The following is a 17,516-nucleotide window of genomic DNA, read 5'->3' on the forward strand; positions in this document are numbered from 1 at the left end:
CCTTCCTCCCAGAAAAAGGCGACTCTCTTCGGAGCGGCTTCGAAAATGCACTTGAGCTGCCCTTCTGGTACCGGCGGCGGTGCGAACGCGGCTGCGCGACTTCCGCCACAGGCTGCTCGGACGGGCGCCTCGTGCGGCACGGCAATCAGGTGTATGTGATTGGCCATCAGGCAGTAAGCCAGAATCGGGAGGTTGCTGACGGCCGCCTGTTCCCTTAACAAGCTCAGGTAGGTCAGCCGGTCACGGCGGGAATGGAAAACCGACTGGCGGTCGATACCACGTTGAGTAATGTGATGCGCTACACCAGGCGCAATGAATCGAGCGGATCGAGGCATTCTGATCAATCAGTACGCTGCAGGATGATTATTTCTCATCCAAATACGAGAATGACAGGCCAGGACGTCCACCCTCCACCCTTCCCAGGATGCGACAAATGGATGCTTGGCCACGCCGGCATTCGGCGATGGTCCAATCTGAAGCTGGGGACGTCAACAGAAGACTTATCATGGATGCCCCTTTCCTGTTCGACATTCGACATCATGGCTCACCGGCATCGCACAGCGGCCTTCTGCTTCGGAGACGTTTCAATTCGTCGCCCTTGATAGTAGCTCTCTTTCGGATTGCTTTCTGATGACGCTGCAAAGACGATGACGTAAGTAGTTCGCAGTGCCCTGCTGTTCGCCAAACGTCTCCGGTCCAGGGGTTGACGGCAAAGTATCCAATTAGTGGACTTCCGGTTGGATTCGGCCAAGTGGCTGCGAAGAAATAGAAGTCAGGATCAAAACTTCGAGGGGAAAATGTGAGGTCCGATCCACGATTGTGGTTCGACAGAGCTTCATATACCAGCTTGCGGGCCTCATCAATATCGACTTTCTTCGCCCCGGAAGGCTGAGCGCACGATTCGAGAAGGGTGCCTGTGAAGGCTGCGAAGATGAGTAAAGTAAAAATCATCATGGAAAAGGGGCGTCCTCGACTGCCACTCTCGATTTTTCTATATATCTTTCCAGACCATACACTCCAGCATTCTACTCCAAGCGACAACTTCCGATCACCGTGACCCCGCCTCATTCACCCTCTGGCTCTCGGTACCTCGACCTCCCTCGCTGGAGCCAACTTTCCGGCACCTTTGCCCAAAGCTCAGCCCGTTGCGCGTGCATTTCCTTCGTAAACGCCTGATCCCCAAACGGCTGACCAGAGTGTGTCGCACGGCGCAGCGCTTTAAGCTCGATTTCCACTTCCGGTTCCGCCAAACGTGCCCACAACGACCCCGGCGAGCGTGCAAATACTGCGCGCACCGGCCGTGCACTCGCTGCATCACTTCGGCTAGCAGTCTTTGGCGGAAGTCCCGCTAGCAGCGCGGCAAGGGCTTGCGAGCCCAGGGCGCGAAGAGCCGGCCGAACTAGTGCCGGCCACTCGGAGGCCGGCTCGACCCTGCCATGGGCCGCAACCCCTTGTCGCCCTTTGGGTTCGCTCCGCCGCCGGCCTTCCTCCCAGAAAAAGGGGACTCGCTTCGGAGCCCCCATGACCCTGCGAGCCGCCAAATCAGATGAAGCCGCAAACGGAGCCGTGAACGTCAGTGAGCGGATAGCCACCGAAAGGCTCCACTCCGTTCAACAGCGCGACCCATCGCGTGAGCGTTTTCAACGGAGCGGCCCCCACCGCGCTGCGAACCGCGCACGGCAGGGTTTGTGAAGAAATCCCACCTCGCGAAAACGGGCAAAAATGCTCGCGAGAATGGCCTCGCCAGAGGCCCTAGGAGCGATCGCAGCTGGTCGCCCAATGGTTTGCGTACCCCCCCGCGGGGGGCTTGATTGCGCGTTTTGATTTTTTCACAGTCCCGGCAGTAAGCGGGCACCCGGCAAAGTCGCATTTTCAACGGAGCGACTTCGAAATTGCGCTTGAGCTGCCATTCTGATACCGGCGACGTTGCGAACGCGGCTGCGCGACATCCGCCGCAGGCTGCTCGGACCGGCACCTCGTGCGCCACGGCAATCAGGTGTATGGGATTGGTCATCAGGCTGTAGTTCAGAATCGGGGGCTTGCTGACGGCCGCCTGTTCGCGCAACAAGCTCAGGTAGGTCAACCGGTCACGGAGGGAATCGAACACCGGCTGGCCCTCAACACCACGTTGGGTAATGGGATACTCTGCACCGGCGCAATGAATCGAATGGTGGAGGAATTCTGATCAATCAGTACGCTGCAGGATGATTTTTCTCATGCAAATGCGCAAGCGAGTGGATTGGGGGAGGTGGCGGCGGTGGTGGTGGTGGCGGTCGCTCATTGCCGTTTCTTTCTACTGCGAAGTGGAAGAACGATCCGGCGGGCGCTGTCCGCGAGTGGGATCTCCTGATTGCAGCCTCCATTGCAAGGGCCATTAAGAAAACCGTAAGCTACCTCATGTACTTGGAGGTTATGGAAGAGTGCATCACCACCGATGCTTTTACAGGTTCGCTGGAACTCCGGAGGCACTACTCGCTGAAGGATCAATTTGGAAGGGAAATGCCGGGCAGCACGTTTACGGAGTTCAACGCGGTAGTAACGGGCGACACGACATCAGGAAACGCGACGTTTCGCAGCGACGATTGGGATTACATTTTGGCGGGCAACCAAAGCCAGTACAACTTCTACCAAACGTTCGTTGGGAACGGTGGACCAGGAATCGGCCGTTCGCCGATCTTCGTTTGGGATCACGGTGTCGCCTACGGAACGCTGGCAGTTGAAACCACTCGAATGTCGATCAAGATCAACGGCGTCGATAAATCGAACATACGCCGCTGTGATTGAGGCCTTCACGATGATGCTCAGAAACTGGCTTCTGCTAGGGACGGCAATCCTCAGCCTCGTCCAGGTGGGCTGCGCACAGGGGACGCGATATCCTCTACGTCTGTATGATTTCGACGAACGACAACTGCTCGAAAAGGCCACGACCGTTGTTGTGGCGAAGACAGTCGGGTTTGAATGGGAAGCGGCCAGTCAGTCAATCCATTGGAGCAAACAGTATGGCGTCCAAAGTGCGCGGCTTGTGAAGGTGAAACTCTCGGTCGAGCAGGTGATCCGTGGGTCCGCGGAGGGCGCTGAAATGACGGCGTACTACTGGGCGCCGGAGTACTACACCAACGGCAGTTCGTTGCACCTACCTATGCAAGGGGAAAGAGCTGTACATTACTTCGTGACCGATCAGGGTGTTTTGCGATATGTGACCGATCTGGTGCGGAGCACAAGCCCGGTCTTCACTGGTTATCACCATCAGCCCCCGAAGGCACGTGGCACCGGAGCTGAAGCCAAGATCGCCGCAGTGCTGCTCACACCGGGTGAAGGCACGGACATTGCCATGTTGGTTACGAATCTCTCAACGGCTACGGGGGGGGCATTGCAACTTGTGGGTTATGTTGGGACTCTGCCGTTACTCGCAGCCCTGGCAGACAACCCCGTTGAGGAGATCAGGTGGGAGGCGTGCGTAGAGTTTTATCGCGGTAGCTTCGAAGGGCATGACGGTTGCATCGACAAGCTTGCGTCTGAGGCTGTAGAGCACGGGCGAAAAGCAGAGCTCCTTCGCCTCCAGAGCCAAAGAATGCGTGGAAACCAGGCGTTCCGGCAGGCATTCCTTTCTGATCCCTTCCGGACAGCGAAGCAGTATGCGGTTCTTCCAGGAGATAGTGGGATTGCTGACTTTCTGAATATGCTGACGCAGCATCCGGACAAGGGAATCGCCGATCGAGCTCGAGAAGCGCTGCGAACGTGCTGCCGGAACGGCCCAGCATAGCGAACGCGCACCGTCGAGCGCTTTCGGCCGCGTCCGCATCCGGCACGCTGGTGAACAGTACTGGCGGCGGCAGTAGCCTCCGCTGCGGAAGAACCGGAAGGGGAACGGCGACAGCTTAGAGTGAACCCCTCAACTGAGCTGAGCAATCCGAGGCGTCCTGAGGGTGGACCGCCCTGAGCGCCGGCGGAATCTCAAGGACAACCGAAGCAGCACGGCTCCGAGGGAATCCGCCTGTCGAGACGGTGAAAGGGCCAAGCCGGGTGGTGCCCGTTTACCGGTCCTCGGGCCGTTGTGATTTACACCTTGGGTCAGCCGTCCTCACGGAGGATTCTCACCGGGTCCAGGCGGGCGGCCCGCATTGAGGGGACAAAGGCAGAAGCCAGGCCGACCAGGGCCATCGTGAGGCAGGCAGCGGCCAGGACGGCCGGGTCCAGGGGAGGAACGGCGTAGAGAATGCCCTTCATCAGGCGCGTGAGCGCGAAGATGCCCGCGAGGCCGCAAAACAGGCCCACCAGGATCATGGAGCCGGCTTCGCCCAATACCTTGCGAACAATGTTGCCTCGCGCGGCTCCGAGGGCCAGGCGGATGCCGAGTTCTTTCCGCTGACTGGTGACCGTGTGCGCCAGCACGCCATAGAGGCCGAGGGCCGCCAATAACAGGGCGACCACCGCGAAGGCGGCGATGACGGACGCCGGCTGGGAGGCGCCGCTGAGGCTGCGCTCCCGGATTTGTTCCACAGTTCGAAATTCGCCGGGCGCCAGGTGAGGGTCGATCGTCCGGATGACCTGCCGGATGGCAGGTACCGAGGCGACGGACTCCGCGGTAGTCCGGAGGACAAAGCTGGCGTGGCGCGGGGGCACCTGGTCGATGGGGATGTAGGCGACGGGCGCCTCGGCCGCTGCCGGATTGCCCGTCAGCTCGCTGCGGATAATGCCGACTATCTCCGTGCTCACCAGTTTCGAGTCGAGCTTCACCCAGTCCGGAGTGACGACATCCAGGGAGTGGCCGACGGGGGCAGCGAGCCCAAACACCTCGGTGAGCCTGGCGGCCAGGGCCTGATTGACCACCACCACGGGCGGAGATCCCGCGCGGTCACGGCCCGTGAGACCACGGCCGGAGAGAAGAGGAATGCCCAGCGTCGAGAAGTATTCCGGGCTGACGCGCTTGTAGCCGATGTCGACCCACTTGTCGCGGGATGCATTCAGGATCGCCATGCCCTCGCCAACCCGCTCCAGCGGCGGCGCGGAGGAGACGGACGCGTCCACCATTCCAGGCAACGCCCGCAGACGGTCGGTTGCGTCCCGGTAGAAGCGTGATGCCTGCTCCGCGGTGGGATATGCGGACAAAGGCAGATCCACGGTCGTCGTGATCACGTTTTCGGTCCGGATGCCGGTGCTGACCGATTGGAGATTGAAGAGACTTTTCAGCAGCAGCAGCGCTCCGCAGATGAGGACCAGGGAGACCGCAACCTCGGCGGAGACAATGGTGCGCCGCAGGCCGTCCCGCCGCTGGGAAGAGCCGCGCTGGCCCTGGTTGATGAACGAAGCGATGCCGTGGGAGGAGGTCTGGAGAGAGGGCAGCAGGCCGACGGCCAGGGTGATGCTGAAGGCGATGGCAGCGGCAAAGGCGAGCACGCGGAGGTCAAGACCGACCTCGGCGGTAAACGGCAGCAGGTCGCCGAGCAGTGGCACGGCCGCACGCAGCAGGAGGTGGGCAACCGCTACGCTGGCCACGCCTCCGGCGAGACAGAGAACCAGGGTTTCCGTGAGAAGCTGGCCAACGAGGCGGCCGCGGCTGGCGCCGAGCGCGGCCCGGACGGCCATTTCCTTTGCGCGTGCGGCCCCCCGGGCCAGCAGAAGGTTCGCCACATTCGCGCAGGCGATGAGCAGTACAAAGACTACCGCCCCGAAGGCGATATACATCGACCGCTTCAGCTTCTCGCCGACAAGATCTTCGCGGAACGGGTCCACACTCACAGTCCAGTCGCGCTTCCAGGGCGGAGAGAGCTCACTGAGACGCGCGTCGATGGCGAGCATCTGCTGATTGGCCTGCTGGATGGTGACGCTGGGGGCGAGGCGTCCGGCCACAAGCAGCCAGTGGAAGCCGCGTGTTCTCTGCGAGGGGGTGAACTGAAGAGGCTTCCACATGGCCGCCTGTTCGCGATCGAACGGGCCGGGTGGCAGCACGCCCACGACGCGGTGCGGTTCGCCGTCGAGGAGGACTTTGCGCCCGATGATGTCAGGACGGCCGCCGAAGCGGCCCTGCCAGGAAGCGTGGCTCAGGACGAGGACCGGCTCGGCTCCGGACGAATCATCCCCGGCCTCGAAGGTTCGGCCCATGCGCGCGTTCACGGCGAAGACCTGGAAGTAGGCGGCAGTCACCAGTTTCAGGGGGACACGTTCAGGCTCACCCTCGGCGGCGAGTGTGGCGGTCGTGGAACTCTCGGCCGCCAGCGCCTGAAAGACCGTGTTCATGCGCTGCCAATCGAGGAAGTCGAGCGTGTTGACGGAATTGCGATGCGCGGAAGACGGAGTCTCCCAGACGCGGACTATGCGATCGGGCTCAGGGAATGGGAGCGGGCGCAGGAGCGTGGCGTCCAGAAGGCTGAACATGGCCGTGTTGGCGCCGATGCCGAGGGCGAGTACGCCGATCGTGATGCAGGCTAACACGGGGTCGCGTTTGAGGGAGGCGGCACCCAGCCGGAGATCCCGCAAGATCGTCTCGAGCCAGTTCACGGTGCGGGCGTCGCGGTGGTCCTCCTGGATCTGGGCAATGCCGCCGAAGTGGCGTCGTGCCTCGTCGGCAGCCTCTTCCGCTGTGAGGCCACGGGCCATCGCCTCGCGCTGCGCGAGTTCCAGGTGCGCCAGGATCTCACCGTCGAGTTCGGACTCGAGGCGCCGGCGCTGGAGGGAGGCGAGCAGGCGTTGGAGGAGGGTGGGCAGGCTCATGGCTTGGCCTCCAGGAACCTTTCGACCAACAGCGTGGTTTCGTGCCATTTGGCCACTTCGGTTTCCAGGCGCTTTTGGCCGAGCTTCGTAAGGGCGTAGACCTTTACTTTGCGATTGGTCTCCGAGACGCTCCATTCAGTGGCGATGAGGCGGGCCTGCTCCAGCCGGATGAGGGCCGGATAGATGGAGCCCTGGTTCAGGCGCAGCAGGTCGCCGGAGACCTGTTCCATACGGCGGGCAAGTCGATAGCCGTGCATGGCGCCCATGGTGCTGAGGGTCTGGAGGATGAGGAGGTCGAGAGTGCCGTAAGGGATGTCGGTCTTGGGTTCTGACATGTGGTCCGCCTACACGTTGATGGTAAGCAGGGTACCGGTAATCTGTCAACAGGTAGCTTCAGGGAAGGCTGAAACGTTACGTGGGTGATTCGGGGGCACTGGTTTGTTGGCGGCAGGCTGACCAGAAGGTCCGCCGTCCTCCTGAATTGTTGGACGTCGCGGAAGGTGACAGCCTGAGAGCCTGTCGGAACGAGATCCAGAGCGAAACCCGACCCAGTCGGCGATCTGGCGCCTCCCAGCGGTCATATTCAACGACAGCCGAGGCCACCGGGCTTCCTGGAGCGCTTGTGCGCTAAATTGCACCGGAGTTTCCGGGAATTCGGTCAACATCTCAGCCTCACGCAAGCTCCACTTGCGGTTGGTGGCGGTGCAGCTTCCACACGTTCATCGCCATGCAGATCATTTGCCACTCCGCTCTCACCTTTTCCAACCCTCGGAACAGAAATCGGCGGTAATGTCTCAGCTCCTTGATGAGTCCGAACACCGGCTCCACAATGCCGCTTCCCTTCTTGTATTGCGTCGCGTCGGGCTCGCTCGTCAGCCACTCCCTCATCTTCACCGCCAGTGGTCCTCTGGCCCCATTGCGAGGCAACGTCCCGGTCCGTCGCCACGTCGCAAATCCATCCGGCGGCACCATCACGTCCACTCTGCGCTCGCCCAATTCCCCAATGCGTCCTTCATTCCAGTAGCCGGTGTCGGCCACTGCCAAACTGCACTTGGCCTGGACATTCGTCTCCACTGCATCCACCATCGGGACCAGTTGCTGCCGGTCATTTTGTTGGATGGTCACTTCCGCCGCCAAGATCACCTGCTGCTTCTGATCCACCGCGATTTGCGTGTTGTAGCCTTGGATATAGCGGTTATTCGCTCCATCAATCATCACGCCCGACTGCGGATCTGCCAGATTGCCTAGCTCTTTCTGCGGCGGCACGCCCTTGGCCGACCGGCACCACCGCTTACGCTGTGATTCGTTCTTCGGCCCGCCGCCCTGCGTTTCCTGCTCTTTCGCGGCCTGTTCGGCGCGCCGCCGGGCTTCTTCTTCCAGTTCTTTCTTAGCCGCGCGAATACGGTCTAATTGCTGCTGCGCCGTCGCCAAATCCGCCGGCAATTCGTTCCTTCTCCGCCCAGGCCCAAACTCGTTGTCTTCCAGTTCGTCCTTCGCCGGGGCCTCTTTGAGGATCTGCTCCACGGTCTCCAGCCACCTCTGCTCGCGTTCGCTCAGTTTGGCGTAACTGTGCGATCTGCGATGGCTCGCATTGGCCGCGAGTTTGCTGCCATCAATGGCGATCTGGCCCAACTGCACCATGCCGGCCTTCCGGCAGAGAGCGAGAACCTGCAGAAACAATCTCGCGAGTTCCTGTAAGTGGACCTGGCGGAACGTGGAGATAGTGTCGTGATCGGGCTGCTGATCTGCGGCAAGGTAGCGAAAGGGCACTTCGTCGTAAGTGGCGCGCTCCAACTGACGAAAACTCCGCTTGCCCACGGCATAGGCGTAGACGAGGAGGCGCACCAAGAGAATCGGATGATAAGCGGCTTTACCGCGGCCGTCCTTGCGCGCGTGCGTGTCGAGGATGGGGCTCAGATCGAGGGCGTCGACGACGTTGGCGACAAAGCGGGCCAGGTGGCCCTCGGGCAGCCAGCCCTGCAGGGAAGGGGGAAGGAGAAAAGGCTGATCCAGATCACAGGGCCGAAATCTCTTCATTGAGGATAGAGGTTGGATGTAGACAAGACCAATGAGGCTTCAGCAAATCGGCGGCGGGGCGCAGTCTATTTCCGACAGGCGCTCGGGGCCTCCACCTTTCGCTCTCACTAGACAAAGCGGAAGTGTTTCCTTGGTGTTGGCACGGAGGGGATTGAGGAGTGAGGCGGTGGATGGCTAGTCCGAGTACGGTCTCGGATGAGTCGTGCTTTTGAGGCGGATGGGAGTATCCGGGCTCACTGCGGCTGGTTTCCGAGGTGTGGGCTAATCTCGCCCGGTCCGTGGCTTCAATGGGGCCGCAATCCGGGAGTCGCGGAAGGGCAGGGGGAAGGTCAGACTGAAGGTCATCATGTACACAAATGGGTACTGTTGCGCGAGGTTCAGTTTATGCTATAACGACCCTTTCCTCCTAATTGATTAGCTGCCTCGATGGCCTATGAACACTGCACTCAGACGATTCTCGAACTGGGCCCTGCATCGGCGGAGGCTCGTCCCATGGTTGCTGAGTGTCGCAATCGGATTCGCGCTGGAACGGGGGGCGCATTTAGTAGGGTCGATATCCTTGGATCCGCATCGTCCTGATGTCATTACCAGCGTCGCATTCGACTATGTAACGAAGCACTGGCGGTGGAGACCCGGAGTGCAGAACGTGGCATTGATGACGCTCCAGCAAGGCCGCGAACCCCAATCGCTTATGGGCGTTGACCCAGGGCCGCGGCGTGAGTATTTGATGAGACTCGTAGATGTTATCGATAGCCACTATAACCCGCAGAAGATAGTTGTCCTGGACTTCGCGTTTGAGGCCACGAAAATCGACCTGACGGTCAAGGACGCTTTGCGGCAGACAATCGCAAGAGTGAAGGACCCTCAGGACATCGTCGTCGCGTGCGACGATCGGGACGTTGCTCGACTGCGCCATCTCCCTACGGAAATACTCAGACAACTCGAAAGACACAACGCGGTGCTTCGGCAGGAAGGTGAGGAATTGCCGCATCCCACCGGCAAGAACGTGGAGTGTGGTCTGTCCACCTTCCCCGCCGACACACGACGGATTCCGTTGGGCTGGCGCTCATATCTGGCAGCTCCACCAGTTCAAACGGCCCGGCTGGAGCTACAATACGAGGGCGTTCGAAAATCATTGAGCTACATCGCCGCGGAACGGTTCTTCAAAGATGAAAGATCTGGACTTCCGTCCCATGAGCTGGCAGATCCACCGTATTCGATTCTCTACCAACGAAATGAGTTCCTTGAGGTGGCCGCTAGCTCCGTGTTAAGGTGCACACCCGAGCAGTCCTACGCTTCAGATTGGGCGGCTTGCAGCCCTGACAAGACAGTGCTTAATCAGCTCGGAAGAGCCTCTGTTGTCTTGCTGGGCAGCGTGCGTGGTGAGGACTTCCATCCGACACCCGCCGGGCCGATGCCAGGGGTGGTGCTTCACGCCAACTACATCGAGGCGCTCACTTCCAAGACGCTTTTTTTCCCCTCCGAATGGGCCGGCATCCTCGTCTCATTCCTTCTGTTTTGCGCAATCGAATGGTCGCAGGAGCACTACGGGTTGGTCCGCGCTTGGTCGTTAACGCTGGCAGCTTCTGCCTGTACCTTCGCACTCGCTTACGTTCTATTTGTTCTTTTCAGGGTGTATTTGACTCTATGGCTTCCGAGCCTCATTGTCCTCCTGTTGAAATACACCGTTCCGCGTTTGGCACGCCACTATGAGTCCCTGACGGCTACATATGAAACGATCAATCCTGCTCATCGTTAACACACTTCTCATTGGGGCGCTCACGGTAGACATCGTATCCGCCACCCAAGGGCAGAAGTCCACAGAGCTGCCACGGCCCGAAGCAATCAAGGCAGCATTGCGCCGACTTGCAGGTCAGCTATCCAAAGAAGACCGGGCGACGACTGAACAGAACCTTGCGAGACGCGGTAAAGCCGTAATCGATCCGGTCCGCGAATTTATCGATGAGCTCCTGAAACGAAAGGCATCGGCCGGCGAAAGAGAGAAAGCCACTTCCGTTCAAGCAGCTTTGTCCGCTGCGAACGTGCTGATTCGGGTCGGCGATGAAGAGGTGGTTCCCATTCTGAGGAAGCTGCAACAGGACCAAGACTTCAGAGACTGGTGGCCAATGCTCCAGGCTGCTATTCTTCGGAAGCTTCCAAAACCACAAGAACATCCTGACGACCCAGGTGGTCCCGATGTACTGCCCGGCCTGGGCGGTGTGCAGGTAACCGAGAAGATTCCACTCGGCCGAACGACGGAGTACCCAAGTGTCGAACTGCCCATATACACAGGATCTATGGGAACGAGCGCTGGCGTACTGAAACTGCCTTCGGGCAAGTACGACATCCTACTGCGGCTGGCCCTCCCTCCCAAAGCGCGGCGAGTGCGAGAGGCAAGCGTATCGGTGGAGGACAAAAAGATTAAGGGGCCGCTGGCGGCGGGCATTGCCATCGTGGATGGCCATGCGACCCTCTGCCTACACACGAGCCAACCCCCTCCGGCCGGCAGCAGATTGGAAATCTCACTCATGGTGGTTCTGGAGCTAGAGAATGTCCGTCAATTTACATACGTCTGCACTTTTCCTTAGTGTTGCGGCCTGCATTTCAGCAGTCGCACAATCGACAGGTGGCTGTGAACCAGCACGCATCCAGAATTTGTCCGGGCCTGTCCTTACGCGAGTGGCGTCACCATTACGCCATCTTCCGCGTTGCACTCTACACTCATACAGTCTGGCAATGAGCGCGGGTGAAGTAGCCATCGTCGAGATCGCCTATCAGGGCATGAACGTTCAGGCTATTGTTCAATACGGGCCATCATTTGGAACGCAGGCGCAACATTGGGCGGGGGGAGTCGAAAACAGCGCAGGTGTTAGAAATGTCATCGTCTCCAACCCGAGCGAGTCAGGCGAGCATGTGGAACTTCTTCTCCTCCGCAATCCCCGCCCCGAACTGGAGGAGGCCAAATACTCCATCCGGATCGTCGAGCGGATCGCCGCTTCCGCACGCGCACGATCCATCCGGAATGGAGCCAATTGCTGGTACTCCGCACAGGTACTTTCGAGCAAGTTCCAAGGATCTAAAGAGCAAAGCCAAGAACTGCACCGGCTTCTGAACGAGTCTCAAAGCGCGTTTGAATTGATGGCATCCCCCCGCGTCGCCCTTGAAATCAATGCGTTCCATTTGTGGTGGCGGCTTGTGGCGGAGAACGGGCACAGCGTTGAACTAGCTAGCCAAATCGAGAAGTTTGCGGCGGCGGCAGACAGTCTTCGCCAGCCGTTTGGACAGGCGTTCGCACGCTATTTGCTCGGGCGATGCCGGCTTGAGATTGGCGCGACAGAATCGGTCGAGAGTACACTTTTGGACTCCACTCGCCGGTTTGCCGCACTCAAGGACCTGCACGGCGAGATCACCTCAGGCAAGTTCCTTCTGCGGTTCTATGAAGAGTCATCGCAGCGAAACAAGTACTTTCAGTTGCTGGATCGATTGAAGGAACTTGCACCACGAACCGGCGATGTCATGGAGGAAGTGGGCATTCTCGAATCAGAAGCACTTATGTTTGCGCAACTCGGCCAGCACGATCGCGAGATCTCGCTACTCCAACAGGCGCGAGAGAGGATCAGTAGCACCGACAGTCGCTATATCCGAGTCCGTCGTGCCAGGTTGGAGTTGAATTTGGCTACCGCCCTACGAGACGCCGAACGCTGGGATGCAGCTGTTGAGGCGTTTCGGGCGGCTCAGGCTGACAGCGACGCGAACATCGAGCCGTTTCTCGATGCTCAAATCCAGATCGAGCTGGCGATGACCACGTATAGAAACAATCCGGCGAGATCGATTCTAGACTTGAAATCGGCTGCAAACCGGCTTAGGAATCTGAACAACCCCGTAATGTTGGCTTACGCACAACACTGTATTGGGAGCGCACAGTACCATTCGGGACAGTACGCTGAGGCACTCGCATCGCTCGAAGAGGCCTTGAAACTGAGGAGCAACTTTTCTCGATCCTCTCAGGATGTCGTCGCAACCTTAGTGTTTCGCGCCCGGACCTTGAAGGCTCTTGGCAGGCTGGACGCTGCCGAGGAAGACGCAGATCGGGCCATCAGTATTGAGCGAGACTTGCGTTCTGATGTGCCGGGCGCTGCGCAGCGTTCCGCTTATGTATCGGCGCAGGTGCACCACGCTGATTTTCTGATTGATCTGCTCATGGAAAAACAGGCGGATGGTCCTGCTGGTGTGAAGGGGTTGCGGGCACTTGCGCTGGTCGACTCATTCTACAGCCAATCGTTGCTCGACGCCTTGACACGCGTGCGTCCCGCCTCGCTGCCAAAGGTGCTCGTTCAGAGATTAGAGGAAGGGAGATCGAGACTGGCGGAACTTCGGGCACATCAATCCTCAAAATCTGATCTGGAGGACGACTCTACCAGGAAAGAAGCAACTATCCTCGCGCAAAACCTGGATATGATACGGGGACAGATTCTTACAGGACGAAAACCTCCACCTCTTTCGGGATCGGCGATGGGGTTCCAGCCAGGACCCCAATTGCTTCCTGACAGGGGCTCGGTAGTCCTCGAATACTGGTTGGGCGAGGAACGGGGTTACGTGTGGACAATTCTTCCGGACGGTGTCTCCGTTGCCCGTTTGCCAGGAAGAAAGGAAGTTGAAGGCCGAGTCCGCTCCTTCATGAAGATTGCGCCATGTGCTTCAAAGGACGTTGGAGGTTCTGATGCGTGCGGTGCAGCCTCGGAGCAGGAGCAAATGGAGGCATATGAACGATCCTCATCAGCGCTCTCGCAACTAGTTCTTGGTCCGGTTTATGGAAAAATCAGAGGAGCTACACGCATTGCGGTCGTACCGGATGGAGCGCTGCAATCAATCCCATTCGGAGCGCTGGCGATACCAGAGGGTGGCAGATTCCGACCGCTGGTGGATGCGCATGAAGTCGTTGTCGGGCTGTCCGCGTTCGCTCTTCAGGCTCGGAAACCACCTGTGGGAACTCCTTCCCCCAGGGTGGCGTTGTTCGTCGACCCTGTCTTCGCACAGGACGATTCCCGTCTACGGAATCTGGCGGCGGCCGCGCGAAAGGTGCCGCTATGCGCTGCTGGGCTCACCTTTAGCAGGCTGCTTCCTTCCACCGCTGCCAAAGCCAAATCAATTGCGGCATCTCTACCCGAAAGCGCAGTTTCTGTCTTCGATGGGTTCAAAGTGAGTCGAGAAAACCTGTCGGAGACTTTGATGGCGCCGTTTCAGCACATAGTCGTGTCGACGCACGCCGTCGTAGATCAGAACGATCCGGATCAGGGATTCATCCAACTGTCCACATTCACGGCAGACGGGCGACCAGCCGAAAATCCTTGCCTCCGCATAGAGGATATCTACGATCTCCATCTTGCTGTCGATTTCCTGTACCTAAGTTCCTGCTCCTCGGCGCGAGGCCGCGAATTCCGTGGCGATAGTCTTCGGAGCTTGGCTCAAGCGTTTATGCATGCCGGTGCTGGCAATGTCGCAGGCGCACTTTGGGAAATCCCGGAGAGGGAGAGCATGGAACTGCTTGTCGCCTTCTACCAGAGTGCGGCTGAGCTGTCCCATTCCGAACATCCGGCCCGATTATCGCAATCGCTTCGTGCGGCTCAACTCAAAGTGCGCCGCCTGCAACCACTCCCCTATTACTGGGCCGGAATCGGCCTTCTAGGTGGATTTTAGAAAGGACAAAATGCGCCAATTACGCCACCTACTTATTCTTGGCATTCTCATCTTCTCCGGGGTTACAATTCCAGGGCAAGTGACACAAGGCAGGAACACCTCGCGAGCGAGTAGCCCTGCCGCGCCAGCAAAGTCGTCGAAAGCCGCTGCGGAGGCAAAGAGCATAATCTCAGATTTGATGGCGCGACCATCACCGCCCGAGCGGAGTGCGTTGGAGCAGCGCTTGTTTGAAATCGGCGAAGCTGCGGTCCCGGAGATCACACGATTCATCAACAACGTGGAGCGCGCAAAAGGTGAACCGGGCTACCAGAGCCTCACTACGCTAAGCGGAAGCATCGGTGGAGGACGCCCCCGACTCACCGGCGTGGATTTGGCCGCGATCTCGTGCGCGCGCGTGATCGTAAAACTGAAAAGCCTTGCTGGTGTCCCGGCCCTTAAGCTTCTGGCCCGAGATCCGGAGCTCGACATGTACCAAGAAGACCTGATTGCGGCGATCCGCAGCATTGAAGCAACGAAGCACGCACAGTAGAAACGCGGGACGGCCTGAAGTGCACCTTCCCGCACACCACAGAAAACTAAAGACTTACTACCCAATGCCCTAACCATCTAGCGCTGGAGCGCCAGCAGTCCCGTAGTCTGCTATTGCTCTCATCAGCCAGCAACTTGTTTGGACGCCAGAACATGCCAAGCCTCACCAGCCCCACACGTCGCTCGCAACGTACTCCGTAGTCCACATTCAACCTATCGGAATTGCCCGGCAAGTCTCACGGTGAAGGGATCGCCGCAAGAAATTGCAGCATTCTCGGCCACCATTTCGACTGTACGGAAGCTGTTGCTTCCGGAGTGCCGCCAATCTCATCCGCCATACTGCCGCGTAGGCCGCCGGTCGGCAGGTAGGCCGAAGGGATCCAATGACCTGCCCCTTCGTACGAGATGTGGTCGTCGGAGTACGGATGACGGTTTCGCTGGAGTCGATCCATCGCACGCTTGGACATCCAGGCGGACGGCCACTTTTTATCGTCAGAGCCGGAAGCCAGCAGCACGGGGCCACGGATTCTCTCAACCGCAATTTGCACATCTTCTGCGCGATTGCGGCTCAGGCTGTCAACAAACATGGGCTCCAACGAGAGCGCCGACCCGCGGATCCTGCTCCATACCGCGCGCGCCGCGAAACCAGGACCAATGTGCACTGGAATATAGGGCAGGGGCACACCGGCGTTGGTCCAGGCAGGCCCTCCTGGCAGCATGCTGGCCGTCGCACCTTCCCAACGCACGTGACTGGAGGAAATCCCGACCACACCGTTGACCTCCGGGTACATCGAGGCCACGATCAGGGCGGCTTCCGCGCCTCGGGAAGCCCCAACGAGAGTCACACCGCCACGCTCAAGCGCAGGCAAGGCCAGCATGGCATGAAGCGCGCGTCCGAAGTACTCCATCGGAATTCGCTGCATAGCTGGCGGCAGCTCAGCCGCGCCAAAGTAGGCAAGCGCCAAAACGACAAATCCGCGCGACGCCAGCATCGGCCCGCCAGGCGACGGAAACCCACCTTCCGAGCCGCCGAGGAGAATGATCCCGCGGTGCTTTCGGGCATCGCCAGGCTCGTATAGGATGCCGGCCGTGCCGTTATTCCGGAAAGGGGCTGCGCGAACACCCGTCCGTGCGAAATGACGCAGCAGTTGAGCAGTTCCGAGTACGCGAGAATCGGACACAACCTCCAGTTCGGTAACCAGTGGTTTGAACAAGTCCACAACGGAGAAGAACGCAACCGGCGGCCGCTTGGATCGGTCAGGCTCCATCGACCAGAAGAGGCCCATGGCGTCCACGCCTCGGTAGGAGCCCGAAACCGGCGCTTGTGCGGAAACGTCGATCGACCCATCCTGTCGAGTGCGAAACCGCGCGGAACTGGACCACCAGCAATCACTCTGATCCTTCGACCGCGCACGAATCACCACCTCGCGATCTGGAGGCAACCCCGCCACCTGGATCGTCACCCGCTCATCCATCAGCGCTGGATTCGGAGAGAGGACGAAGCGGGCTTGCGGTTCGTGACCCGCTCCCAACAGATTGCGATTCGCGCAGGGCAACAGAGAGATACCCATCGCCCACACGACGATGGCAGTTCGGTTCTGCATCCAATCTCTGTTCGCCATCCAATCAATGGTACGCAGATGATGATTCTTAGGTTCAGGCTGCGGCCACAAGAAGTCTGCCCACCTGCTGGCCGCTGGTACGCGGCACCCGGACTGGCCAGCCGTTTCTCCCCGGAATCCGCTCTCACTCAAACCCGGTCACGCGCTTTCAGAATAAACACAGATGGCCCCTAACCGATTATTTCGCAATATCTTACCGATGCAGCGACATCCACGCCGGCAACCACTTCCTAGGACTTCGTCCACTACAATCCCGGCCAAGGAGATATATGAAAGGACGAACGGGATCGAATCAGGCTGGAACGAACGGAGCCGTGCGCCTAAACGGAGCCCTGAGAACAAACGGAGCCGTGAGCGTAAGCGAGCGGATAGCCCCCCAGGAATCCCCAACCGACCCATCCCAACAACCCAAGACCCCGAGCCCCGCCCCAGTCCCCGAGCGTCAGCGACGGGCTGACTCATCCCAATCCACTCGCCCAGAGGCATCAAACCCAACGACCACCTCCCTCCCAGTCCCCGAGCGCAAGCGCCCGGCCACCTCCCCAAAATCCACTCTCCCCGAGGCATCAAACCCAACGACCGCGCCGGCCTACCTCCCAGTCCCCAAGCGTAAGCCCCAGGCTACCCACCAGCAATCCACTCTCCCCGAGGCATCAAACCCAACGCACCCCTCATCCGCCGCACCCACCTCAGCCCCCACAATCCACTCCCCCCGAACAGTCAAAGCCAACTCCGTCCATCAGGACGCCATCAGCCTCATCCAATCCTCCACCCCCTCCGATACCGCTGAATCAAAACGCCTTTTCACCAGCATCGCCAGCCCAGCCCCTCCACACCCCAGGACAATCGCCGCCGCCGGCATACAAACCCGCCGCCTCTGCAATTTTTCCTCTCAACGCTTCGCCAGTCGCTCGCGTATAA

The 17,516-nt window shown here is 59.5% G+C and carries 11 protein-coding genes; 6 read left to right on the plus strand and 5 right to left on the minus strand.

Annotation, left to right across the window (positions count from 1 at the left end; translation table 11 throughout):
* Nucleotides 1–335, minus strand: a 335-nt coding sequence (locus ACR9Y2_RS39700) for a transposase (RefSeq protein ID WP_435047474.1), incomplete at its 3' end; no start/stop codon positions are given.
* A 1,945-nt stretch (nucleotides 336–2,280) separates the two neighbouring features.
* Between ACR9Y2_RS39700 and ACR9Y2_RS39705 the strand changes: the two genes are divergently transcribed.
* Both ACR9Y2_RS39705 and ACR9Y2_RS39710 read left to right on the plus strand, forming a co-directional pair.
* Nucleotides 2,281–2,784 carry a hypothetical protein gene (locus tag ACR9Y2_RS39705; RefSeq protein ID WP_435047475.1) on the plus strand — a complete coding sequence of 168 codons (504 nt, stop codon included), beginning with the start codon at nucleotides 2,281–2,283 and terminating at the stop codon, nucleotides 2,782–2,784.
* A 10-nt stretch (nucleotides 2,785–2,794) separates the two neighbouring features.
* Nucleotides 2,795–3,763 carry a hypothetical protein gene (locus ACR9Y2_RS39710; protein ID WP_435047476.1) on the plus strand — a complete coding sequence of 323 codons (969 nt, stop codon included), beginning with the start codon at nucleotides 2,795–2,797 and terminating at the stop codon, nucleotides 3,761–3,763.
* Nucleotides 3,764–4,071: 308 nt separating this feature from the next.
* Here ACR9Y2_RS39710 and ACR9Y2_RS39715 read toward each other — a convergent pair whose 3' ends face one another.
* The 3 genes from ACR9Y2_RS39715 to ACR9Y2_RS39725 form a co-directional block, all read right to left on the minus strand.
* On the minus strand, nucleotides 4,072–6,711 hold the full coding sequence (locus ACR9Y2_RS39715) for an ADOP family duplicated permease (protein WP_435047477.1): 2,640 nt from the start codon (nucleotides 6,709–6,711) through the stop codon (nucleotides 4,072–4,074).
* Nucleotides 6,708–7,046 carry a PadR family transcriptional regulator gene (locus ACR9Y2_RS39720; protein WP_435047478.1) on the minus strand — a complete coding sequence of 113 codons (339 nt, stop codon included), beginning with the start codon at nucleotides 7,044–7,046 and terminating at the stop codon, nucleotides 6,708–6,710. The genes ACR9Y2_RS39715 and ACR9Y2_RS39720 overlap by 4 nt, the downstream gene beginning before the upstream one ends.
* 337 nt (nucleotides 7,047–7,383) lie before the next feature.
* Entirely contained in the window at nucleotides 7,384–8,748 is a 1,365-nt protein-coding gene (locus tag ACR9Y2_RS39725) for a transposase (RefSeq protein ID WP_435047479.1), read from the minus strand.
* Nucleotides 8,749–9,385: 637 nt separating this feature from the next.
* Between ACR9Y2_RS39725 and ACR9Y2_RS39730 the strand changes: the two genes are divergently transcribed.
* The 4 genes from ACR9Y2_RS39730 (at nucleotide 9,386) to ACR9Y2_RS39745 (ending at nucleotide 14,974) form a co-directional block, all read left to right on the plus strand.
* Nucleotides 9,386–10,507 carry a CHASE2 domain-containing protein gene (locus tag ACR9Y2_RS39730; RefSeq protein ID WP_435047480.1) on the plus strand — a complete coding sequence of 374 codons (1,122 nt, stop codon included), beginning with the start codon at nucleotides 9,386–9,388 and terminating at the stop codon, nucleotides 10,505–10,507.
* Complete coding sequence (locus ACR9Y2_RS39735; RefSeq protein WP_435047481.1) at nucleotides 10,479–11,336, plus strand: hypothetical protein; 858 nt, start codon at nucleotides 10,479–10,481, stop codon at nucleotides 11,334–11,336. The genes ACR9Y2_RS39730 and ACR9Y2_RS39735 overlap by 29 nt, the downstream gene beginning before the upstream one ends.
* 148 nt (nucleotides 11,337–11,484) lie before the next feature.
* Complete coding sequence (locus tag ACR9Y2_RS39740; RefSeq protein WP_435047482.1) at nucleotides 11,485–14,445, plus strand: CHAT domain-containing protein; 2,961 nt, start codon at nucleotides 11,485–11,487, stop codon at nucleotides 14,443–14,445.
* Nucleotides 14,446–14,668: 223 nt separating this feature from the next.
* Nucleotides 14,669–14,974, plus strand: coding sequence for a hypothetical protein (locus ACR9Y2_RS39745; protein WP_435047483.1), 306 nt, complete (start codon nucleotides 14,669–14,671; stop codon nucleotides 14,972–14,974).
* Between the two features lie 235 nt (nucleotides 14,975–15,209).
* On the opposite strand, the gene ACR9Y2_RS39750 is transcribed toward ACR9Y2_RS39745, so the two are convergent.
* Nucleotides 15,210–16,577: an acyl-CoA thioesterase/bile acid-CoA:amino acid N-acyltransferase family protein gene (locus ACR9Y2_RS39750; protein WP_435047484.1), complete on the minus strand. Its 1,368-nt coding sequence runs from the start codon at nucleotides 16,575–16,577 to the stop codon at nucleotides 15,210–15,212.
* Between the last annotated feature and the right edge of the window lie 939 nt (nucleotides 16,578–17,516).

It is taken from the genome of Paludibaculum fermentans, from assembly GCF_051172195.1.
In the GTDB taxonomy this organism is placed as follows: domain Bacteria; phylum Acidobacteriota; class Terriglobia; order Bryobacterales; family Bryobacteraceae; genus Paludibaculum; species Paludibaculum fermentans_A.